Origin of the sequence: Mycobacterium sp. ACS4054 (assembly GCF_001667275.1) — a bacterium.
In the GTDB taxonomy this organism is placed as follows: Bacteria; Actinomycetota; Actinomycetes; order Mycobacteriales; family Mycobacteriaceae; genus Mycobacterium.
The window spans coordinates 1-21,668 of the sequence record NZ_LZHV01000030.1; the positions used below are offsets into that span (position 1 = coordinate 1).

Sequence of the window (21,668 nt, forward strand, 5' to 3'; positions counted from 1 at the left end):
CACGTGCGCACCCGGTGGGGGGGCCAGGTTTTTTGGGGGGGGGGGGGGGGCCGGCGGCGGCGGGGGGCGCCGGGGGGGGGGGGGGGGGGGGCGGGGGGGGGGGGGGGGGGGGGGGGGGGGCGCGCCCCGCGCCCGGGGGGGGGGGGGGGCCCGCGGGGGGGGGGGGCGCCCGCTTCGCGGCCGCGGCGACGCTCTTGGCCCGCGCGGACTCGGAGCTGGCCGCCGGTGCGGTGCCCGACCGCCTGCCGGTGCGCCGCGGCTGGGTGGCCGCCGAGTTGGCGATGGCTCAGGGTGACGGCGAAATCGCCGTCCGCCATGCGAACGAAGCGGTGGACCTGGCCGGCGCCATGGCCGCCCCGTCGGCGCGCGCCTCCGCGTCCTCCCCGGCCAGCGCGAGCGCGCGCCCGTCCCAGCCGCGTGCCAAGGTGTGCCAACCGAGTTGGCGCAGAAACGATCCCTGCGTGCTGTGGGCCAGCGAGACCAACCGCCCGGCGGGCGCGCTGCGCCGCAGCTCCGCCAAATCGCGGTGGGCGCTGCCGTAGCGGCCCTGCCCGCCCGCCGCCACGGCGCGCAGCCACAGGTTCTCCGGCGTGACCGCCGTCGGAAGCGGCCAGGTGCCGGGCCGGTCACCGAAGGCGGCGGCGGCCAACTGCCCGCCAATCACGGAAGTGTGACGAGTTTCAATCACCACGATGGTAGTAAACACTTTGTGCAGTTCGCGTTACCGAACTGTTAATCACAATGGCTTCTGTACTAACCGCGCTCGCCCCTCCGTCGGCCCATGAGCTGGGAAATCTCGTTTCGGTCAAGTGCCTGGTAGCACGGTGCGTGTTTCACCAATGAGTGACAGATGAACGCGACGTTAATTCTTTTATAACCATTACATACTTTGTCGGGCTAAGTGGCTATTGACGCAAATTCACCGTCCGCCCTAACGTACGCATGACGGGTAGTCATCGGTGACGCCGCTTCATTTCAGTTGCACTATCGCTTCGCGATCCTGACCTTACTGGGCGTGCCGTGCAGAGAGGGAAACACCAATGCCACAGCCGGAGCAGCTACCTGGACCCAACGCCGACATCTGGAACTGGCAACTGCAGGGCTTGTGCCGCGGCGTCGACTCGTCGATGTTCTTTCATCCCGACGGTGAGCGCGGCCGAGCCCGCATGCAGCGCGAGCAGCGCGCGAAAGAAATGTGCCGGCAGTGCCCGGTCATTCAGGAGTGCCGCTCGCACGCCCTGGAAGTTGGTGAGCCCTACGGGGTTTGGGGAGGCCTGTCGGAATCCGAGCGCGACCTGCTGCTCAAGGGCGACATCGGTCGCGCGCGCGGCATCCGCCGCTCGGCCTAAGCGCCCATCCAGCCGCCCCGGTGGGGCGGCACGCCTCCTGCCACGACGTCGTTGAACGATTCGCCGTCGCGATCCGTGTAACCGTCATGGACTAGGCCGCCGACCGGCCGAGTTCTCATCGAAGCGGCGCGAAATGGCGTCGCACCGATACAGAATTCGGGCGTTCCGTCGTGCAGGGGAGCCCGCGTCGGTTCGCTCACGCGCACAGGAGGTGCCGTGAAGCAACAATCACACGCAGCAGTGACCGCCCTGGGACGCCAGGAATGGCTGGATCGGCCGAGCTATCGGCTCGAGCACGGCCTGACATTCCTCTTCGCGGCCATGGGCCGGCACCGGGACCGGATCAGCAACGCGCTGCACGGCACCTGGCTGGGCCATCCGCTGCACCCGGCGCTGACGTCCGTGCCGACGGGAGCCGTGACGACGACGGTCGCGATGGACGCGGCCTCGATGCTGCCCGGAAACGCCGGCCGGTGGCGGGACGCGTCGAGGTTCGCGCTCGGCGTGGGGCTCGCCGGCAGCGTCGGCGCCGCCGCGACCGGCCTGACCGACTGGCAGCACACCCACGAGGAGTCCCGACGGGTCGGCCTCATCCATGGCGTGTTGAACGGCGTCGCGACCGCGTTGTACGCGCTGTCGTGGTGGGACCGCGGCCACGGCCGCCGGCGACGCGGGGTGGCGAGCAGCGCGCTGGGCTACGGCCTGACCCTGGGCGGCGGCTATCTGGGCGGGGCCTTGGTGTTCGGATCGGGCACCGGGGTGGATCGTTCCGGCAGCCGGCTCAGCGAGAACCGCTGGACGCCGGTTCTGCCGGCTTCGGCCCTGGACGGCCGGCCCCGGCGGGTCGAGCTGAACGGCGTGGGCGTGGTGCTCTACCGGGACGACGAACGGGTGCTGGCCGTCGGCGCGCACTGCCCCCACCTGGGTGCGCCGATGGACGACGGCTGGATCGATCGTGACCGGATCGTCTGCCCCTGGCACGGCTCGCGCTTCGCGTGCGAGTCGGGGGAAGTGCTGCGGGGGCCGGCGACGGCGGCGCTCCCCCACTACCCGGCGCGCATCCGCGCCGGCTTGGTCGAGGTGCGGGGAGGCGCGAGATGAACGCCTACAACGTGCTTTTCGAGCACCACAAGGTCTTGCGCGGGTTCTGCGAGAAGATCACCGCGCTGCCCCCGGACAGCGACGAGCGCCAAGATGCCCTCGACGGCTTGCTGATCGAGCTCGACATCCACATGCGGATCGAGGACGACCTGTTCTATCCGGCGGTGTCGCAGGCGAGCACGCTGGTCGCCATCGCCCACGCCGAGCACCGACAAGTCTGGGATCAGCTGGCCGTGCTGCTTCGAACACCGGCGTCGGCGTCGCAGTACGAGGACGAATGGCATTCCTTCGTCACCGTCCTGGACGCTCACGCCAGCGAAGAGGAGCGTGACTTGTGTCCCGCCCCAATAGATTTGAGCGCCGAGATGCTCGACGCACTGGGCGAGCGGATGCTCGAGCGGATGGATCGGTTACGTCGTTCCACCATCAACACGCTGCGCGTACGCGGCCGCGCGGCCATGCTGAGTTTGCTGTAATCGTTTCGATCGGGGCCAATCGGGGTACGACCGGCCCATGAAGAACAAGGGCGTATCCTTCACGACCGCGGTACTAGCCGCGGCCATTGCACCGTTGGCCGCATGCGCAAACCAGCAGGGTGGCCAGGCCACCACGTCGCCGTCCTCGAGTGCGCCGCCCGGCAGCGAGCGGATGACGACGCAGTTGAAGAGCGCCGACGGCAATCAGGTCGGCACCGCCACCATCGATTTCGCGAACGGCTACGCGACGGTGACCGTGGAGGCAGGTCCCAATCAGGTACTGAGCCCCGGGTTCCACGCGCTGATGGTCCACAACGTGGGCAAATGCGAAGGGGACTTCAGCTCCGCCGGAACCGTCTACCAGGCGCCCGGCCACACGGGCTCCCCGGCCAGCGGTGACCTGACCGCGTTGCAGGTGCGCAACGACGGCGCGGCGAAACTCGTCACCACCACCAGCCTGCTGACCGCGTCGGACCTGCGCAGCAGCTCCGGGACCGCGCTGGTGATCCACCAGAACGCGGACAACTTGAGCGGTAGCTCCACCGGCGATTCGGGCAAGATCGTGGCCTGCGGCGTGATCGCCGCGTCTTCCGCGACGACGACCTCGTCGTCGACCTCGACGACGACCAGCGTCACGACGATCACCACCACGACCGAAGTGCCGCCGCCGTCGACGAGCACCAGCACCGTCACCGTCACCCCGAGCTACACGTCGACACTGCCGACCACGACGGTGACGACGCCGCCCAGCCTCCCGCCCGGAAGCCGCTGATCCGCAGAAGGCGTCGACGCGCCTAGTCTTCTGGCATGCAGACGCTGCTGTTCACGCTCGGGCTGGTCCTCTTCCTGCTCGGTCTCCTCACCGGGTTCGCTGTCGCGGCGTTGAAGAACCCGCGCATGGGGTTGTCGAGTCACCTCGAGGCCGTACTCAACGGCATGTTTCTCGTGCTGCTCGGATTGCTGTGGCCGCACATCCATTTGCCCCACGCATGGGGAGTCACGGCGGCCGCGCTGATCGTGTACGCCGCGTACACGAACTGGCTGGCGACCCTGCTCGCGGCGGCCTGGGGCGCCGGTCGCAGGCTCGCGCCCATCGCGACGGGCGACCACGAGGCGTCGGCGGCGAAGGAGTGGATCATCAGCTTCCAGTTGTTGTCCCTCGCCGTCGCGGTCATTGCCGGCGTCGTCATCGTCATCGTCGGGGTCTTGCGATCGTGAAATCCCTCGCCGACTTCTTTCGCGATACGGTCGCGGCCCGGATTGGGGTTGCGGTCGTGCTCGGGGTCGCCGTCGCGTTCGGGGTGGGTAACACCATCGGCTGGCGATTCGCGCTCGCCGGCTGGATCGTCACCGCGGGTGTCTACGTGGTGTGGACGCGGCTCATCCTGGGCGGAATGGATGCCGAGCAAACCTGCAAATACGTGACGAAGGAGGACCCCACCCGCTGGGTGGCCGACGCCGTCATCGTGTCGGCGAGCGTCGCGAGCCTGGGCGGGGTCGGTTACGTGGTGGCCGCCGCGTCGCGCTCGGGCCCCGGCGCCGTAACGGCCGCCGTCGTCGGCGTCCTGACCGTCGCGGCATCCTGGTTCGCCGTGCACACGTTGTTCACCGTGCACTACGCGCGGCTCTACTACTCGGACGACCCCGGCGGCATCAACTTCCACGACCCGGAGCGGCCTTGCTTTCGGGACTTCGCCTATGTCGCCTTCACCGTCGGCATGACCTTTCAGGTGTCGGACACCGAGATCGGGTTGTCGTCCATCAGGGCGACGGTGTTGCGCCACGCGTTGCTGTCCTACCTCCTCGGCGCGGTCGTCTTGGCGGTCACCGTCAACCTGATCGCGGGATTGGGCTCGAAGCTCTAACGCGTCGGCTTGAGCGCGGGGTCGAGGCCGAAGACTTGCACGGCGGCCGACTTGCCCTTGAGCGCGTGAAATCCCCTGTCCGCCAGCCCGATTGGCGGAGAAGTCAAGGCGTCGACGGACTGCTGGGTGAGCAGGATCGCGTCGCCGGTGGTCTTGGTGAGCTGCTCGACACGCGCCGCGACGTTGACGGTGTCACCGATCAGGGTGAATTCGAGCTTGCCTCCACCGCCGATGGTGCCGGCGATCACCACGCCGGTGTTGATCCCGATGCCGATCCGCAGCATGCCGTCGAATCGCTCGGCGACCAAGCGCAGTATCAGTGCGGCGGCGCCCAGTGCGGCGTCGGCATGATCCGCCAGATCGTTCGGGGCGCCGAAGACCGCGAGGGCGCCGTCGCCGAGAAATTTGTTCACGTGCCCGCCGGCCTCGACCACGGCGGGAACGACGATCTCGAACAGCGCGTTGAGTCGCGCGACGGTGTCCTCGGCGGAATTCGCCTCGGCGAACGGCGTGAAATCGCGGATGTCGACGAACATCACGGTGACCTCGCGCCGCTCCCCGGTGAACACATCATCGCCCTGCTCGAGCAGCCGCGAAGCCAAGGCGGGGTCGACGTAGGTCCCGAACGCCGCCTGAAGGCGTTGCCGCTCAGCCAAACCCGCCTGCATGCGATTGAACGAGGCCGCCAGCGCACCCAAGTCATCGTCCTGAACCACCGGCAGGCGCTGGCTATAGTCACCGGCCGCAACGCGTTTGGTGCCTTCGGCGAGGTCGCGGATCGGCTGCAGGGACGGCGAGAACACACTGATGACCGTGATCGGCACGGCGAGGCCCAGGGTGAACAAGCAGGCGATGCTCACCCACAGCAGGGGAGATTGCCACGCCCGGTCGAACTCACCCGCCACCATCGCGCCCCCCATGGAGAAGCCGAACGCGACGGCGAGTATCGCCAAGTTCGACCACGCCGCGAAAGTGGGTCGTAACCGGGGCAAGGAGTCACCGATCCCCGAATCGCCGGCGAGTGCGGCCCGCACCGGCCGCATCGGGCCGTCCGGCACGGTGTGCGCACCGATCAGGTGCGAAACGGCCCCGAGAACGCCACCCAGGAGCGCGTACTCGGCCAGCCGCGGTCCGGCCGCGCCGGCCATGACACCGGCCACCACCGAGACCGCCGCGCCGCACGCGGTGACCACCGCCAGCCCTCGGGCAATGGCACGGCGCGACCAGGCGTAGGTGGCCTGCAGCGCGCGCGCCGGGTCCACCGCCTCGCCCGCTGCCCATCGCTCGGCGAGCCGCCATGCGCCCCGGCCGGGCAGGACGATTCCATACGCCAACACCAACATCACGACGGCGGTGGCCGCCACCGCTTCCAGGTAGCGATCCGATTTCTCGAAAGCCACTATGGCACAAGACAAGAAAAGGTATATCGGCGTCGGCACCACGATGGAGAAGCCGAAGATCACCCACGAATACCGCGCGCCGAACCGGTCCCACGCCCACTGCATTAAGCGGTCCATGGCGCGAGACTAAACGCCGGTAACCCTCGAGATCAGGATTACGTGTCACCCGTGCGCGAATTCGGCGAGCTTGGCATCGAGCGCCGCGGCGTCCGGGCTCGCGTACACCTTCGGCTCGCGCTTGTTGACCCACACCATGAAGGGGCAGCCGGTCACCGGACCATTCACCGAGCCCAGCTGTTCGATGCGCTTGCCGGTCCTCGCCTCGCGCAGTTCGACGTCGTACTGAACGGCGTAATAGTCGACGGTTACCCGCTCGCCCGAGTCGGTCTTGAGGTCACACGTGCGAGACTTCACCTCGCTCCCGGGCTTACGGGTAAGGCACGCAACCACATTGGTCGACTGGAAGTCCGCCGGATTCACCCGGTAGTCGGCGCGGGAGTCGAGCGTCACCTCGTTCCAGTGGGTGTTTGACAACTGGTTCATCGGGTTCGGCTCGTCGTCCGGAGCGAACGCCACAATCTTGTACGGCTTCCCGTAGACCGCGGCGTTGCTGATGGACCCGCGCTCGCAGACCACGTCAAAGCTCATGACGGAGGTGGCTTTCTGGACTCCGCCGCGCCCGTCGAGGCCGTCGCGGGCGATGTCGCGAATCACGTAGAAACCGACCAAGGCCACCGGCACCATGACGACGAGGGCCGCGACCACAAGCACGACCACCAGCGCGACGTTGGTCTTGCGCGGCGGAGGCGCCGGCGGCGGGTACGGCGGAGGCCATTGCTGGGGGTGCTGTGGTGGTTGCGGCGGCCACTGCTGCGGATAGCTCACGCTCGCGCCCCCCACGTCATGGTGCGGCCAGCTTAGCAATACCCGCGGTTCGGGGCCGCCTCCTCCGCGACACATAACCCGCGTACACGACACGCCGTGACGGGTGTCCGTGGTTTATGTCTCGAGGTTCCGTGCCCCCCAAACGGTCGGCTGAGCACTCTTGGGGCCACACCGAGGCCGGCTCTGAATTTCACCAGAAACGACGTGAGAAGGCGTGCAGCAGTATTACGGTGCAATTTTGGCCCTGCAGTCAGCCGCAACGAATTTGATTCTGGTGGTGAACACATTGTCATCGAGGACGCAGACTCTAAGCAAAGCGATCAAACTCCTTGTGGCACCGGGGGTTACGTTGTGGGCAGTCCTCAATGCCCCGGCGGCCTGGGCCGGACCGGGCGGCAACATTCCCGGCCCCGGGGTGTGCGACTACCCCGGTGTCGGCGGAAGTACTTTCGAGGCGGGGGCCACGACGTACTATTGCGATTTCCCCATCGAGGAGAACAGCACCCACTGGCATTGCGAATACGGCGGCTGGAACATGGGTGGTCCGGGCGGTAACTCCATCATCGGTGGACAGTTCATGGGTTTTGGGTTGACCATCCCGGCAGGCGATTTCGGGGGTGCTTCCGGCGGTTGTTCATGGCGCTGGCCGGACAACACGATCGGCCCACCACCGAACCCACCCGGCGCGTGGCGGAACTACTTGGTGCCCAAGCCGCCACCGCCCGAACATCGGGCACAACCGGTTCCGGCGGCCGAACCGGAGTCGGGGCCGGCGCCGGTCGTGACTCCCGATGCCGGCCAGGAGCCAGAGACACCGGCCTACACCAACCCGGCGTTTCCGAATCCCGGCAGGACCCAGAATCCGCCGTTTTAGGCTCGGTCGCGGCCGATGTGCCTTGAGTCCGAGCTAGGGGCACATGAAGCTGATCGGCGGGCAGTGCCTGATGGTGATCGCCTCGATCGGCGGGTTGTCGCCGTCCCAGATCGAGGTCGGCCGGCCCTGCATGGTGACGTTGCCCATCCCGTATTGGGTCGGGTACCAGGTGTGGCAGACGCTCCAGTCCCAGTCGATGTACTGGTTCACGACGTAGGGCATCTGCTTAGGGTTGCCCGGGCACCAGCGGTGCGGTTCCATCGTGTCCGCGTGGGCGACGCCCACACCCCAGCCGGTTAGCGCGGTACCCCCCGCCAGCACGGCGGCGGCAGCGAGTGTCTTGGTCCTGTGGGCAAACAGCATGATGGCCGTCCTTCCTGGTCTGATCGTCACAACCAGTGCACAACCCCCGCGTCGCTACCGATCTCAACAGACCGGATCCGAGGAATCAACATAGCGACCTACGCCGGGGCGGAAGCAACGAGCAAATGGTGTGGGACCACCACATCGGCGAGGCGACGCTGCTCTACATCCTCGAGGCCCGCTCTCCTCAAGGAGGCGACGACTTCAGCGATCGGGCGAAGCGTGAACCCGTACGCGGTAAATGGCAAGCGGGCCATCGCGTCGGGATCTCCGATCCCCAACACGGCCCGACCACCGGGTCGCAGAACGCGGGCGAGTTCGGCGCAGGCCGCGTCAAGGTCGGTAACGAAGTAGACCGTGTTGACTGTGATCGCCGCGTCCAGCGACCCTTCGTCGATCGGCAACGCGGTCAGCGACCCGTTTTCGAGCACCAGCGAGCCGGCGGCAATCTGCGTGGCGAAGCGCGCCCGGGCACGCGCGAGCATGTCCTCGGCGATCTCGACGCCGTGGACCCTCCCCTGCGGACCGACTCGCTGCAGCAGCAGTTCAAGCCCGAGTCCGCCGCCAAAACCGATGTCGGCCACTGCATTCCCGGCTGCGACTTCGGTCGCCTCGACGGCGCCGGCCACCGCCTGGCGATTACCGCGGTTGAGCAGTAGCGCTACTCCGCGGCCCACCAGACCATGGGGCCGGCCGAGTTGTCCGGCGACCGTCGCCAACATCCGCTGGCGCAAACCCATGACCATTACCTCACTCGAAATGCCGTCTGCCCGGCCCAATGATGCTTGATTCGCGACCGCATGCAAGAGCCCCCGACGCGCCTGGGGTGGCGTGCGAGGGCTGTTGCGTTTGCTCGAGCGGTTCTAGTGATGGTGGTGATGACCGTGCCCGTGGTCGTCCTCCTCGGCGGGCTTGTCGACGACGGCCGTCTCGGTGGTGAGCACCATCCGCGCCACCGACGCCGCGTTGAGCACCGCGGAGCGGGTCACCTTGACCGGGTCGATCACGCCGTCGGCGAGCAAGTCACCATAGGTGAGCTTGTCCGCGTTCAGGCCGTGCCCGGCCGGCAACTCGCTGACCTTGCTCACCGCGACCGCGCCGTCCAGGCCGGCGTTGGTGGCGATCCAGTACAGCGGTGCCGCGAGCGCCTCGGCGAACACCTCGACGCCCGCCGCCTGGTCACCGGACAGCGACCCGCGCAGGTCCTGCAGCGCCGCGCGCGCCTGAATCAGCGCCGTGCCGCCGCCCGAGACGATGCCCTCTTCGACGGCGGCCTTGGCCGCCGCGACGGCATCCTCGACGCTTTCCTTGCGTTCCTTGAGCGCGGTCTCGGTGGCGGCGCCCACCTTGATCACCGCCACGCCGCCGGCCAGTTTGGCCAGCCGCTCCTGCAGCTTCTCGCGGTCCCAGTCGGAGTCGCTCTTCTCGATCTCGGCGCGCAGCTGCTTGATCCGGTCGGCGACCGCGTCCTTCGAGCCGCCGCCGTCGACGATGATGGTGTCGTCCTTGCTGACCACCACGCGACGGGCCGAGCCCAGCACCTCGGCGCCGACCTCGCGCAGGAGCAGGCCGGCGTCGGGGTTGATCACCTGGCCGCCGGTGACCACCGCCAGGTCCTCCAGGAACGCCTTACGCCGGTCGCCGAAGAACGGCGCCTTAACGGCGACCGCCTTGAGCGTCTTGCGAAGCGAGTTGACCACGAGGGTCGCCAGGGCCTCGCCCTCGATGTCCTCGGCGATGATCAGCAGCGGCTTACCCGACTCGGCCACCTTCTCCAGCATGGGCAGCAGGTCGGGCAGCGAGCTGATCTTCTCCTGGTGCAGCAGGATCACCGGGTCGTCCAGCACGGCTTCCTGCGAATCGAAATCGGTGACGAAATACGCCGACGAGAAACCCTTGTCGAAGCCGACGCCCTCGGTGAACTCCAGCTCGGTGCTCAGCGTCGAGGATTCCTCGACGCTGACGACGCCGTCGGCGCCGACCTTGGTCATCGCCTCGCCGACCAACGCGCCCAGCTGCTGATCGCGCGACGACACCGTCGCCACCTGAGCGATCCCGTCCTTGCCGGACACCGGGGTGGCCGCCGCCAGCAGCGCCTCGGACGCCGCGTCCGCGGCCTTGGAAATTCCGAGCCCGAGCTCGATCGGGTTGGCACCGGCCGCAACCAGGCGCAGACCGCCCTTGACCAACGCCTGCGCCAGCACCGTCGCGGTGGTGGTGCCGTCGCCGGCCACGTCGTTGGTCTTGGTGGCCACCGACTTCACCAGCTGCGCGCCCAGGTTTTCGAACGGGTCTTCCAGCTCGATCTCACGCGCGACCGTGACGCCGTCGTTGGTGACCGTCGGCCCGCCAAATGCCTTGGCCAGCACCACATGCCGGCCGCGCGGGCCCAGCGTCACCCGGACCGCGTCGGCGAGCGCGTTGACGCCGGCCTCGATGGCGCGGCGCGCGGTCTCGTCGTACTCAATAACCTTGCTCATCAGGCTCCTTGTTTGATACCCGCTAACGCATGCCGCCCCGGAAATCACCCGCGCATGCGCGGGGATCGCCGGGGCGGAACACGGTGCTTACTTCGATACGACGGCCAGCACGTCGCGCGCCGACAGGATCAGGTACTCCTCGCCGTTGTACTTGATCTCGGTGCCGCCGTACTTGCTGTAGATGACGGTGTCGCCTTCCGAGACGTCCAGCGGGATCCGCTTCTCGCCGTCCTCGTCCCAGCGGCCGGGACCGACGGCGACGACGGTGCCTTCCTGCGGCTTCTCCTTGGCGGTGTCAGGAATGACCAGACCGGACGCGGTCGTGGTCTCGGCCTCGTTGGCCTGCACGAGAATCTTGTCCTCGAGTGGCTTGATGTTCACCTTCGCCACGATTGGAGCCCTCCACTAGTTAGATCGGGTCCGGGGTGGGTCCCCCGGAATTATCAAGGGATTCGGCAGTCGTCCGTGCCCAAGGGCCGTCGTCGCGGGTGCCGGCACAGGGTTTGGCCGATTGCCACCTAGCACTCTATACACGAGAGTGCTAGCACTCAAGGGCGGCCCGGTGCGTATCGGGTGTTCGCTACCAGCGATCAGCTGACCTGGGCTTTTACCACCGGGAGTCCCGGGTCGGTGGGCGCATCCAGCGGCGAGGGGGGCGCCCCGGCGGCCACCAGGTGCGCGGCGAAGGAGGCGATCATCGCCCCGTTGTCGGTGCAGAGCCGCGGCCGGGGGATCCGCAGCGTCAGTCCCGCCGCCGCGCAGCGCTGCTCGGCCAGCTCCCGCAGCCGCGAATTGGCGGCCACTCCCCCGGCGATCAGCAGCGTCGAGACGCCGAGCCCGGTCGCCGCCCGCACCGCCTTCATGGTCAGCACGTCGGCGACGGCTTCCTGGAACCCGGCGGCGACGTCGGCGTTGATCGCGTCCGGGTGACTCTCCAGATAGCGCGCCACGGCGGTCTTGAGCCCGGAGAAGCTGAAGGCGTACGGGTCGTCGGCGGGGCCCGTCATGCCGCGCGGGAAGGTGATGGCCTCGCGATCGCCGGTGCGGGCCAGGTCGTCGAGAACCTTGCCGCCGGGGTAGCCCAGCCCCAGCAGCCGCGCGACCTTGTCGTAGGCCTCGCCGGCGGCGTCGTCGACGGTGCTGCCCAGCTCGACGATCGGTTCGCCGAGGGAGCGCACGTGCAACAGGTGCGTGTGCCCGCCGGACACCAGCAGCGCCACGCACTCGGGCAGCGGGCCGTGCTCGTAGACGTCGGCGGCCAGGTGCCCGCCCAGGTGGTTCACGGCGTAGAACGGCACCCCCCACGCGGCCGAATACGCCTTGGCCGCAGCGACTCCCACCAGCAGGGCACCCGCCAGGCCGGGCCCGATCGTGGCGGCGACTATGTCGGGCTTGGCCACGCCGGCCGTCGCCAGCGCCCGGCGCATGGTAGGCCCGAGCGCCTCGAGGTGCGCCCGGGACGCGATCTCGGGGACCACGCCGCCGAAGCGGACGTGTTCGTCGACGCTGGACGCCACCTCGTCGGCCAGCAGCGTCACGCGGCCGTCATCGTCGAGCCTGGCGATGCCGACTCCCGTTTCGTCGCAGGAGCTTTCGATGGCCAAGATGATCATTGGGCTCCCCCGCAAGCGGGAGGTGCCCCCACCCGGCGCATCGTGTAGGCGTCGGCGCCGCTCGCTTTGTAGTAACGCCTGCGCAGGCCGATCTGTTCGAAGCCGACGCTGCGGTACAGGCCGATCGCCGCCTCGTTGTCCGTGCGCACCTCGAGGAAGACGACGCCGCCGCCGGCGAAGGCCAGCAGCTCGTCGAGCAGCCGGCGCCCGATGCCGCGGCCCTGATAGTCGGGGTCGACGCCGATGGTGTGCACCTCGTATTCGAACGGCGGGGTGCGGCCCAGCCGCGAGATTCCGGCATAGCCGACGAGCGTGCCACCCACCCGTGCGCCGACGTAATGGTTGTGCCGACTGGCCAATTCGCGGTTGAAGGCCGCCGCGGGCCACGGGTCGTCACCGTCGAACAGCTGACGTTCGAGCTCGGCGCACCGCGCCGCGTCGGCGGGCGTCAAGGCGCCGAGCGTCACGGGCTCGCTGGGCGCGGTCATCGGGGGGTCGCCATCGGTTTGGCGTCCGGGCGGCGAAGATACAACGCCACCAACGGCAATGGGCGCTGCGACCAGTCGGGCACCGCGGCCACCAGGCCGGCCGGCGTCGGGTGGGTGGGCCCGGTCACCGGCAGGCCGAACAGCGCAGCGTGCTCAGGCGAGCCGGCGACGGCGCGCGCGGGGCCGGGGTCCACGTCGGCCGGGGCGTTGACGCCCGGACCCGCCATCCGGAAGCCGTCGCGGTAGCGGGCCCAATAGACCTCGCGGCGGCGGGCGTCGGTGACCACCAGGACGTCGCCGGTGGTGCGCACCCCGATCGCGTCCAGGCTGCACACCCCGCGCACCGGGATGCCCAACGCGTGCCCGTAGGCGGCGGCCGTGGCCATCCCGGCCCGCAGGCCGGTGAACGGCCCGGGCCCGCAGCCCACCACGACGGCGTCCAGGTCGGTCATGGACAAGCCCGCATCCTCAAGGGCGGCAATCACATTCGGGGTCAGGCGTTCGGCGTGCGCCCGGGCGTCGACGGTGACGCGTTCGGCCAGCACCGTCTGATCGGCGCGGCGCACGATCCCCGCGGTGACGGCCGGGGTGGAGGTGTCCAGGGCGAGAACGGTATTCACGACCGGCTCCACTGCCACGACGCGATCCGCACGTCGGATCCGCTGAGGCGCTCCAGGCGAATGTCGAGGTGCCGCTCGGCGAGGCGCTCGACGAGACCCTCGCCCCACTCGACCACCACGACGGCGTCGTCGAGCTCAGTGTCGAGGTCCAGCGAGTCGAGCTCACCCAGCAGGTCGGCGCCGTCAGTATCCAACAGCCGGTACATGTCGACGTGAATCATCGCCGGTGCGCCCGGCCGCCGCGGCGGGTGCACCCGCGCCAGCACATAGGAGGGCGAGGTGACCGGGCCGTCGACGTCCATCGCCGCGGCAATCCCCTTGGCCAGCACAGTTTTTCCCGCCCCCAGCGGGCCGGTGAGCACCACGACGTCGCCCGCACACAGCTGCGCGCCGAGCCGCGACCCGAACGCGATGGTGTCCTCGACGCGTTCGAGGGTGGCGGTGCCGCCCGACTCAGCCACGACGGCGCAGCCTCTCCCGCAGCCACCGGGCCGTCAGCGCGGTGCGGCCCGGGGTGGCCCGCTTGACCAGCCGGACCAACCCGTGATTGATCGCCTCCGGCTTGTCCAGCAGCGCGAGGTGGCTGGCCCCGCGAACGATGACCAGCTCGGACTGCGGCAGTGACGCCGCCATCTTGCGGGAGTATTCATCCGGCGTCAGCAGGTCGTGGTCACCGCAGGCGATCAGGGTGGGGACGCGCAGCAGGGTCCACAGCCCGGCGGTCTCGTCGTGGGCCTCCAGGGCGTCCAGGAACTCGACCATGGTCGGGATCGGGGTGCCGTTCATCATCCGCTGCGAGAAGGCGTCCAGGCTCCGGCTCACGTGCAGGTCGCTGTAGGAGGCGGCCCGCAGGATCGGGCCGATCAGCGACCGCGACACGTTGCGGCCACGGTGCAGCAGCTTCGGCGCGGACCGCGCGGTGAACCGAAACGCTTCCAGCGCCGGGTTTTTCAGGATTTCGCCCAGCGGCGACCGGGCGACGCCCTCGGCCGCCGAGCTGATCAACGCGGCCCCCACGATCCGCCGGCCGTACCGGTCGGGGAATTGGCGCGCGTGCGATAGCACCGTCATGCCGCCCATCGAGTGGCCCACCAGCACCACCAACCCGCGCGGTGCGACCACCTGCAGCACGCTTTCCAGGTCTTTTCCGAGCTGGGTCAGCGTGTAGCTCTCGGGCGGGGCCTCGTCGGATTTGCCGTGCCCGCGCTGGTCGTAGAACACCATCCGGACGCCGGGGCCAAGGTGGTGGGGCAGCCGCGTCCGCTGAAAGTGGAAGGCGCCCATCCGAAGACAGAAGCCGTGGACGAAGACCATGGTCAATGGGGCGTCCGCCGGGCCGGCCTCGCGGATGGCGAGCGACACGCCGTCGGGGGTGGTGACCACCGAACGGCGGTCGTCGTCTATCCGGTCGAAATCCTCGTCGGCGTAAGGGTCTTCGGCGCCGTGGGTGCGCTGGATCATCGAACGGCGGGCGGAGGCTCCGACGATGGTGGCGAGGGCAGTCACCCCCGCACCTCCCGCAAGCCATGCCCCCTTCTGGCGCCTGCGGGCTCTCTCACGGCTCAATGGTTCGTGCCTCGCGGTAGGTCCGGGTGATGCGCCCGCGCGGGCTGGTCACCACTTCGTAGTGGATGGTGCCGAGCAGGTCGGCCCAGTCCTGCGCGGTGGGTTCCCCGCCGCTGCCCGGGCCGAACAGGATGGCCTCGTCGCCCTCGGCCACGTCGGGCCGGCCGGGGCCGAGGTCGACGACGAACTGGTCCATGCAGATTCGCCCCACCCCGGGCCGTCGCTTGCCGTTGATCGACACCTCCAGCCGCCCGCCCAGCGAGCGGAAGACGCCGTCCGCATAGCCCACCGGCAGCAGTGCCAGATTGGTGTCACGCTCCGCGGTCCACGTGTGCCCGTACGACACGCTCTCGCCGGCGCTGATCGACTTAACAAGCGCCACCGGGCATTTCACCGTCATCGCCGGGACCAGCCCCATGTCACCGAGCTCGGGGACCGGGCTCAGGCCGTACACGGCGACGCCCGGCCGCACCAGGTCGAAGGCCAGATCGGGGCGCGACATGGTGGCCGACGAGTTGGCCAGATGGGCGACCTCGAACCGCACCCCCTGCTCGGTCGCCTGCGCCAGCATGTCGTTAAAGCGTTGGGCCTGAAGGTCATTGACGGGGTTGGCCGGTTGATCGGCGAACACCATGTGGGACATCAGTCCGCGCAGCCGGATGGCCTCCTCGGCGACCGCCCGGCGCAGCGCGGTCAGCATCGACGGGTACCGCGCGGGGTGAACGCCGTTGCGGTTCAGCCCGGTGTCGACCTTGAGGGTCACGGTCGCGGTGCGGCCCGTCCGGCGCGCGGCGTCCAGCAGCTCGCCCAGCAGCCGCTCGGACGACACCGCGATCTCCACGTCGGAAAGCAGCGCGGGCCCGAAGTCGATCCCGGGCGGGTGCAGCCAGGCCAGCACCGGCGCGGTGATGCCGTCGGCGCGCAGCGCCAGCGCCTCGGCGACGGTGGCGACGCCCAGCTCGGCCGCCCCGCCGGCCAGCGCCGCGCGGGCGGACTGGCTGGCGCCGTGGCCATACCCGTCGGCCTTGACGACGGCCATCACCTGCGCGCGCCCCGCGTGCTCGCACAACACCCGCGTGTTGTGCTCAATGGCGCCCAGGTCCACCACGGCCTCGGCGAGAACGCCCGGGGTCAGGGATATCGGGGTAACGGCCACCCCACCATTGTCCCAGAAGTGCCGAACGGCCCGTCGAGCGTCGACTTACCGTCGGCGTTTCAGCTCGATCGGCCCAACAATTCGACGTTGGGCGCGCTGCTCAGTGCGCGAAGTGCTGCGCGTCGTAGTGCCCGCCCGGCTTGACCTTGTCCAGCGACGCGAGCGCCGAGGTTGCATCGTCGTGCAGCGCACGCGCCAGGTCGGCCGAGAGCCCCTCGCGCACCACGATGCGCAGCACCGAGACGTTCGTGGCGTTGTCGGGCATGGTGTAGGCGGGCACCTGCCAGCCGTAGGTGCGCAGCTCGTGGGAGACGTCGAACTCGGTGTAGCCCCGGTCCTTGGCCAGCCGGAAGGCGATCACGGGGATCGCCGACCCGTCCGAGATCAGCTCGCAATGCTCGCTGACCCGCAACTGCTCGCCCAGCCAACGGGCCGTCCCGGACAGCGCCTGCATCACCTTGGTGTAGCCGTCGCGGCCCAACCGCAGGAAGTTGTAGTACTGGCCGACCACCTGGTTGCCCGGGCGGGAGAAGTTCAGCGTGAACGTCGGCATGTCGCCGCCGAGGTAGTTGACCCGGAACACCAGCTCCTCGGGCAGGTGCTCCTTGCTGCGCCACACCACGAACCCGACGCCGGGGTAGGTCAGCCCGTACTTGTGCCCGCTGACGTTGATGGACACCACCCGGGGCAGCCGGAAGTCCCACTTGAGCTCCGGATGCAGGAACGGCACCACGAACCCCCCACTGGCGGCGTCCACGTGCACCGGCACGTCCACGCCCCCGTCGGCCGCCAGCTTGTCCAGCGCGCCGCAGATCTCGGCGACGGGTTCCAGCTCGCCGGTGTAGGTGGTGCCCAGGATGGCCACCACGCCGACGGTGTCCTCGTCGACGGCGTCGACGACCTGCTCGGGGGTGATGACGTAGCGCCCCTCCTCCATCGGCAGGTAGCGCGGCTCGACGTCGAAGTAGCGGCAGAACTTCTCCCAGACCACCTGGACGTTGGATCCCATCACCAGGTTGGGGGTGCGGCCCTTCCAGTCTTTGCCGACCCTCTGCCGCCACCGCCACTTCATGGCCAGCCCGCCCAGCATGACCGCCTCGCTGGAGCCGATCGTGGACACCCCGCAGGCGCTGTAGGGGTCGGCGTCGTTCAGGCCGTCGGCGTGGAACAGGTCGGCCACCATGCACACGCAGCGTTGCTCGATGGCCGCGGTTGCCGGGTACTCGTCCTTGTCGATCATGTTCTTGTCGAACGTCTCCGCCATCAGCCGCCCGGCCTCGGGGTCCATCCAGGTGGTCACGAAGGTGGCCAGGTTCAGCCGCGAACTGCCGTCGAGCATCAGCTCGTCGTGGATGAAGCGGTAGGCGGCCTCCGGGTCCATCGATTCGTCGGGCATCCGCAGCGCGGGCACCGGCGCGGTGAACAGCCGGCCGGTGTAGGCGGGGGCGATGGCGTGCGCGGGCAATGAAGGATGTTGGGGCACTTGGGATCCTCTCGTTATAGGGCGGCCAGCGCGGCCCTGATGTGCGGCACGATCCGGGACGCCGACGTCGGCGCGTCACCGGGGCCCGGGTCGGCGGCCGAAAGCGCCGCGGCCCGCGCGTGGACGAACGCGGCCGCTGCGGCGGCCTCCGCGGCCGGTAGGCCCGCCGCGAGCAGCGCACCGATCATGCCGGACAGCACGTCGCCGGAACCGGCGGTGGCCGCCCAGGATTGGCCGGCCGGGTTGAGGTACACCGGGCCGCCCGGATCGGCGATCACGGTGACGTTGCCCTTGAGCAACACGGTGACGCCGAGGGCGTCGGCCAGCTTCCGGCACGCGCCCACCCGATCGTCACCGGGCGGATTGCCGGCCAGGCGGGCGAATTCACCGGCGTGCGGCGTCAGCACGGTGGGCGCCTTGCGGCCCGCGACCAGGTCGGGGTGCGCGGCCAGAATGGTCAGCGCGTCGGCGTCGACGATCACCGGCAGGTCGGTCTCCAGCGCGAACCACAGCGCGGCGGCCCCAGTGTCGTCGGTGCCCAATCCCGGCCCCACAACCCAGGATTGGACCCGCCCGGCCGACGCCGGGGTGGGTGACGCGATCACCTCCGGCCAGTGCGCGAGCACCTCCCGGTGCGCACTGCCGGCGTAGCGGACCATGCCGGAGGTCGCCGCGACGGCGGCGCCGGTGCACAGCACGGCGGCGCCGGGATAGGTCGACGAGCCGGCCATCACGCCGGTCACGCCCTGGGTGTACTTGTCGTCGTGGGGGCCGGGCACCGGCCAGCGCGCGGCCACGTCGGCCGCCTCGAAGCCCACCAATTCGGTGTCCGGCAGATCGAGCCCGATGTCGATCAGCTTCACCCGCCCGCAGTCGGCGAGCGCGTGCACGGGTTTGAGCCCGCCGAAGGTGACGGTCAGGACCGCGCGCACCGCGGGCCCGGGGATCGCCCCGGTCGCCGCGTCGACGCCGCTGGGGATGTCGACCGCGACCACCGGGATACCCGCGGCGTCGACCGCGGCGAACACCTCGGCCGCGGCCGGCCGCAGCGCCCCGGAGCCGGAGATGCCGACCACCCCGTCGATGACGAGATCGGTTGTGGGCGAGACGCTTTCGACGACGCGGCCGCCGGCCTTGGTGAACGCAGCCAGCCCCTTGGCGTGGGTGCGTTCCGGATTCAGCAGCACCGCGTCGGCGGCGGCGCCGCGCCGGCGCACGAAGGTGGCGGCCCACAGCGCGTCGCCGCCGTTGTCGCCCGAGCCGACGACCGCGCACACCCGGCGGCCGGACACTCCGCCGGCGCGGGCCCGCAGTTCGGCGACGATCTCGGCGGCCAGGCCGAAGGCCGCGCGCCGCATCAGGGCCCCGTCGGGCAGGCTGGCCAGCAGCGGCGCCTCGGCCCGGCGGATCGCGTCTACGGAGTAGTAGTGCCGCACCATTGCCACATTACGGGTCGGCGGCCGCGCGGCTCAGGCCGATGCCTCGGGCGAGCGCCCGCGCCGCATCGCGGCCCGCAGGCGGGCCGGGCTGAGCTGCCGGCGGTCCTTGTGCCGCGTCATCGGGTAGAAGCAGAGCCCGACGAGGATCGAGGTGAAATGCCCGATTGCGGTGAAGTTCAGCTCAATACGGTCCATCGTGATCAACGGAAAGCCGAAGATGATGAACAGCACGGCCAGATAGCCCCACCGCCACGGCGGCGCGATGTGATAGGCCAGCACCGCCATCACCCCGACCAGGAAGTAGCTCACGCCGATGTCGCGGGCGTTCACCAGCCGCTCCGACGCGTCGCGTTGCTCGATCGCCAGATAGAGCAGACCCTCGCTGAAATAGGTGGACAGGATGTGGGCACTCAATCCCACTGTGAGCCAACGCAATTGACCGAGCCAGTGTTCGGCCGGCGCCAGGAACAGCGTGAACAACAGCAGGTAGGGCGTCAGGTTGTACCCGTCGATCCACAACAGGCTGGAGAACAGCACGTCGAGCGGATCGCGCACCAGTCCGTGGATGTTGGTGGAATGGTGCATCAGCATCTTGTGCAGTTGCCGCTGGGGCAGCCAGTGCTGAAGGAGCGTCGTGATGAGCAGGACGATGAGCCACCCGTAGGTCAGCGGCGCGCCGCTGACGTAATGCCATACCGCGAGGCCCATGCTGCGCAGTCGGGACCGCACCGGTGCATCCGTCACGTCATCACCTTCGCACGCTCGCGACGCGCCGTCCCGGTTAGACGGCAAACGCGTCAGGCCGACTTCGCCGGTGGTTCGGCGTCGGGACGCAGATGCCGCCACCAGCAGGTGATGTAGAGCAGCATCGAGATCACCAACGCGACGAGCACCCAGAGCACGATCGTGATGTCGATCCAGCCACCGAACGGCGGCGAACCAGGAAGCGCGTTGCGCAGCGGCACCACCGCGAAAAGCATCGCCGCGTACCAGGTCGTCATCGGGGGCTGAAACTTCCGCCGGTCACGAACGGTCTGGATCGCGACGAAGGCGCCGAGGGCGGCGATGGCGATCAGCACCCCGCAGATGACGATGCCGAACGCCGCCGCGCTCAGCGAGCGTTGCAGGCTCACCCGGTACGGGCCGAGCCCGCCGCCGTTGCTGGCGTGGACCTGCCAGCCGGGAAGGTGGTTGACGAAGGTCGCGGGCAAGCGCTCCGGGACGCCCCCCTCGCCGCCGTGCAGCAGTTCGACCTCGATCGGCCCCGACTCGTAGCGGTCGAACGGCCAGCGTTCGATCTCTCCGGCGATGGTCACCGGGACGGGAAACACCCCGGGCAGCATGCCCTTGCTCCAGCTCCGCCGGACCGGCGTGGCCGCGGACCGGACCCACAGGCTGAGGTCTTCGTTGAGATGCTGCGTCTGCGGATCCAGCAGGGACGACCCGGGCGAGATGGACAGGTTGATCACGAGAACGCTGTAGTTGGATTGCACGTCTTCGACCGAAAACGTTGCGGTACTGGTGCTGCCGGTCGCCGGGAGTTCGGCCCGGTGATGCGCCGTACGGCTGTGGGCGTACAGCGCAACCGACGCGACGTATGCCGCGATGAGGGACGCGATGACACCGACGACGGCGAACCTCATGCTGGATTCGCCTGTGCCGCGGCCACCTCGGGTCGCAGATGCCGCCACCAGCAGGCGATGTAGAGCAGCATGGACAGCACCAGGACGACGAGCACCCAGAGCACCAGGGTGATGTCGATCCAGCCGCCGAACGGCGGCGAGCCGGGAAGCGCGTTGCGCAGCGGCACCACCGCGAAAAGCATTGCCGCGTACCACGTCGTCATCGGGGGCTGAAACTTGCGGCGGTTGCGCGCCGTCTGGACCGCGACGAACAGGCCCAGCCCGGCGATGGCGACGAGCACGCCGCAGATGACGAGGCCGAACGCCGCGGCGCTCAGCGAGCGGTGCACGCTCACCCGGTACGGGCCGGACCCCTCGGTGGACACCTGCCAACCGGAAAGGTGGTTGACGAAGGTCACCGGCAGCCGTTCGGCGACGGTTTCGCTGCCGCCGCGCATGAGCTCGATCTCGACCGGCCCCGACCCGTAGCGGTCGAACGGCCAATTCTCGATCTCCCCCGCGATGGTCAGCGGGACGGGAAACACCCCGGGCAGCATGCCCTTGGTCCAGGTGCGGCGGGTCGGCGTCGCCACGGATCGCACTCGGAGGCTGAGGTCTTGGTTGAGGTGCTGGGTCTGCGGATCCAGCAGGCCCGACGCGGGCGAGATGGACAGGTTGGCCATCAGCACGCTGTAGTTCGATTGGATGTCCTCGATCACCAGCGTGGCCGTGCTTCGGTCACCCGCCGCGGCGGTGTCCTGGTGGTGATGGTGTCCCCCGCTGTTGGCATACAACGCGACCGAGGCGACGTACGCCCCGACGACCCCCACGATCAGAGCCACGACGCCGAACTTCACGGCCCCCCCTACTCGATATCGAAAAGCGTTG

The 21,668-nt window shown here is 69.2% G+C and carries 24 protein-coding genes and 1 pseudogene; 7 read left to right on the top strand and 18 right to left on the bottom strand.

Annotated elements, in window-relative coordinates:
- Positions 1-358 precede the first annotated feature (358 nt).
- Positions 359-688 (bottom strand): annotated as a pseudogene (locus A5730_RS05825) (hypothetical protein); the annotation flags it as partial.
- A gap of 352 nt (positions 689-1,040) precedes the next feature.
- Between A5730_RS05825 and A5730_RS05830 the strand changes: the two are divergent.
- From A5730_RS05830 to A5730_RS05855, 6 genes are all read left to right on the top strand, one after another.
- Positions 1,041-1,349 carry a WhiB family transcriptional regulator gene (locus A5730_RS05830; RefSeq protein ID WP_055401363.1) on the top strand — a complete coding sequence of 103 codons (309 nt, stop codon included), beginning with the start codon at positions 1,041-1,043 and terminating at the stop codon, positions 1,347-1,349.
- 216 nt (positions 1,350-1,565) lie between these two features.
- Positions 1,566-2,450: a Rieske 2Fe-2S domain-containing protein gene (locus A5730_RS05835; RefSeq protein WP_067896882.1), complete on the top strand. Its 885-nt coding sequence runs from the start codon at positions 1,566-1,568 to the stop codon at positions 2,448-2,450.
- Entirely contained in the window at positions 2,447-2,926 is a 480-nt protein-coding gene (locus A5730_RS05840; RefSeq protein ID WP_067896884.1) for a hemerythrin domain-containing protein, read from the top strand. Before A5730_RS05835 ends, A5730_RS05840 begins: the two co-directional genes overlap by 4 nt.
- A gap of 37 nt (positions 2,927-2,963) precedes the next feature.
- Positions 2,964-3,698, top strand: coding sequence for a superoxide dismutase family protein (locus A5730_RS05845; protein WP_067896886.1), 735 nt, complete (start codon positions 2,964-2,966; stop codon positions 3,696-3,698).
- 35 nt (positions 3,699-3,733) lie between these two features.
- Positions 3,734-4,144, top strand: coding sequence for a hydrogenase (locus A5730_RS05850; protein WP_067896888.1), 411 nt, complete (start codon positions 3,734-3,736; stop codon positions 4,142-4,144).
- Positions 4,141-4,791, top strand: a complete 651-nt coding sequence (locus tag A5730_RS05855; protein WP_067896890.1) for a DUF1345 domain-containing protein — start codon at positions 4,141-4,143, stop codon at positions 4,789-4,791. The genes A5730_RS05850 and A5730_RS05855 overlap by 4 nt, the downstream gene beginning before the upstream one ends.
- Here the strand turns inward: A5730_RS05855 and A5730_RS05860 are convergent.
- Positions 4,788-6,308, bottom strand: coding sequence for an adenylate/guanylate cyclase domain-containing protein (locus A5730_RS05860; protein WP_067896892.1), 1,521 nt, complete (start codon positions 6,306-6,308; stop codon positions 4,788-4,790). The two genes, A5730_RS05855 and A5730_RS05860, sit on opposite strands and share 4 nt — an antisense overlap.
- A gap of 45 nt (positions 6,309-6,353) precedes the next feature.
- Positions 6,354-7,076 carry a hypothetical protein gene (locus A5730_RS05865; protein ID WP_231994638.1) on the bottom strand — a complete coding sequence of 241 codons (723 nt, stop codon included), beginning with the start codon at positions 7,074-7,076 and terminating at the stop codon, positions 6,354-6,356.
- Positions 7,077-7,290: 214 nt separating this feature from the next.
- Between A5730_RS05865 and A5730_RS05870 the strand changes: the two genes are divergently transcribed.
- Positions 7,291-7,950 (top strand): hypothetical protein, encoded by a 660-nt coding sequence (locus A5730_RS05870; protein ID WP_156745706.1) that lies wholly within the window; start codon positions 7,291-7,293, stop codon positions 7,948-7,950.
- A gap of 33 nt (positions 7,951-7,983) precedes the next feature.
- Here A5730_RS05870 and A5730_RS05875 read toward each other — a convergent pair whose 3' ends face one another.
- The 15 genes from A5730_RS05875 to A5730_RS05945 form a co-directional block, all read right to left on the bottom strand.
- A complete protein-coding gene (locus A5730_RS05875; protein WP_156745707.1) occupies positions 7,984-8,313 on the bottom strand; it encodes a hypothetical protein in 330 nt (109 codons plus the stop codon).
- 98 nt (positions 8,314-8,411) lie between these two features.
- Entirely contained in the window at positions 8,412-9,053 is a 642-nt protein-coding gene (locus A5730_RS05880) for a methyltransferase domain-containing protein (protein WP_067896969.1), read from the bottom strand.
- A 123-nt stretch (positions 9,054-9,176) separates the two neighbouring features.
- A complete protein-coding gene (groL, locus tag A5730_RS05885; RefSeq protein WP_067896898.1) occupies positions 9,177-10,793 on the bottom strand; it encodes a chaperonin GroEL in 1,617 nt (538 codons plus the stop codon).
- 87 nt (positions 10,794-10,880) lie between these two features.
- Positions 10,881-11,183 (bottom strand): co-chaperone GroES, encoded by a 303-nt coding sequence (gene groES / locus A5730_RS05890; protein WP_007167930.1) that lies wholly within the window; start codon positions 11,181-11,183, stop codon positions 10,881-10,883.
- Positions 11,184-11,383: 200 nt separating this feature from the next.
- Positions 11,384-12,406, bottom strand: a complete 1,023-nt coding sequence (gene tsaD / locus A5730_RS05895; protein WP_067896901.1) for a tRNA (adenosine(37)-N6)-threonylcarbamoyltransferase complex transferase subunit TsaD — start codon at positions 12,404-12,406, stop codon at positions 11,384-11,386.
- Positions 12,403-12,894 carry a ribosomal protein S18-alanine N-acetyltransferase gene (rimI, locus tag A5730_RS05900; RefSeq protein ID WP_067896905.1) on the bottom strand — a complete coding sequence of 164 codons (492 nt, stop codon included), beginning with the start codon at positions 12,892-12,894 and terminating at the stop codon, positions 12,403-12,405. Before rimI ends, tsaD begins: the two co-directional genes overlap by 4 nt.
- Positions 12,891-13,514 (bottom strand): tRNA (adenosine(37)-N6)-threonylcarbamoyltransferase complex dimerization subunit type 1 TsaB, encoded by a 624-nt coding sequence (gene tsaB, locus A5730_RS05905; RefSeq protein WP_067896971.1) that lies wholly within the window; start codon positions 13,512-13,514, stop codon positions 12,891-12,893. Before tsaB ends, rimI begins: the two co-directional genes overlap by 4 nt.
- Positions 13,511-13,975, bottom strand: a complete 465-nt coding sequence (gene tsaE / locus A5730_RS05910; RefSeq protein ID WP_055404792.1) for a tRNA (adenosine(37)-N6)-threonylcarbamoyltransferase complex ATPase subunit type 1 TsaE — start codon at positions 13,973-13,975, stop codon at positions 13,511-13,513. The genes tsaB and tsaE overlap by 4 nt, the downstream gene beginning before the upstream one ends.
- Entirely contained in the window at positions 13,968-15,020 is a 1,053-nt protein-coding gene (locus A5730_RS05915; RefSeq protein WP_197506166.1) for an alpha/beta fold hydrolase, read from the bottom strand. Before A5730_RS05915 ends, tsaE begins: the two co-directional genes overlap by 8 nt.
- Before the next feature lie 49 nt (positions 15,021-15,069).
- Positions 15,070-16,236, bottom strand: coding sequence for an alanine racemase (alr, locus tag A5730_RS05920; protein ID WP_067896910.1), 1,167 nt, complete (start codon positions 16,234-16,236; stop codon positions 15,070-15,072).
- Between the two features lie 100 nt (positions 16,237-16,336).
- The gene (locus tag A5730_RS05925; protein WP_067896913.1) at positions 16,337-17,719 is read right to left on the bottom strand and encodes a glutamate decarboxylase; all 1,383 of its coding nucleotides are present in this window, start codon (positions 17,717-17,719) and stop codon (positions 16,337-16,339) included.
- Positions 17,720-17,733: 14 nt separating this feature from the next.
- Positions 17,734-19,155 carry an NAD(P)H-hydrate dehydratase gene (locus A5730_RS05930; RefSeq protein ID WP_067896973.1) on the bottom strand — a complete coding sequence of 474 codons (1,422 nt, stop codon included), beginning with the start codon at positions 19,153-19,155 and terminating at the stop codon, positions 17,734-17,736.
- A gap of 33 nt (positions 19,156-19,188) precedes the next feature.
- Positions 19,189-19,902 (bottom strand): rhomboid-like protein, encoded by a 714-nt coding sequence (locus A5730_RS05935; RefSeq protein ID WP_369829856.1) that lies wholly within the window; start codon positions 19,900-19,902, stop codon positions 19,189-19,191.
- A gap of 53 nt (positions 19,903-19,955) precedes the next feature.
- On the bottom strand, positions 19,956-20,801 hold the full coding sequence (locus tag A5730_RS05940; protein ID WP_067896917.1) for a DUF4436 domain-containing protein: 846 nt from the start codon (positions 20,799-20,801) through the stop codon (positions 19,956-19,958).
- The gene (locus tag A5730_RS05945; protein WP_067896919.1) at positions 20,798-21,637 is read right to left on the bottom strand and encodes a DUF4436 domain-containing protein; all 840 of its coding nucleotides are present in this window, start codon (positions 21,635-21,637) and stop codon (positions 20,798-20,800) included. The genes A5730_RS05940 and A5730_RS05945 overlap by 4 nt, the downstream gene beginning before the upstream one ends.
- Between the last annotated feature and the right edge of the window lie 31 nt (positions 21,638-21,668).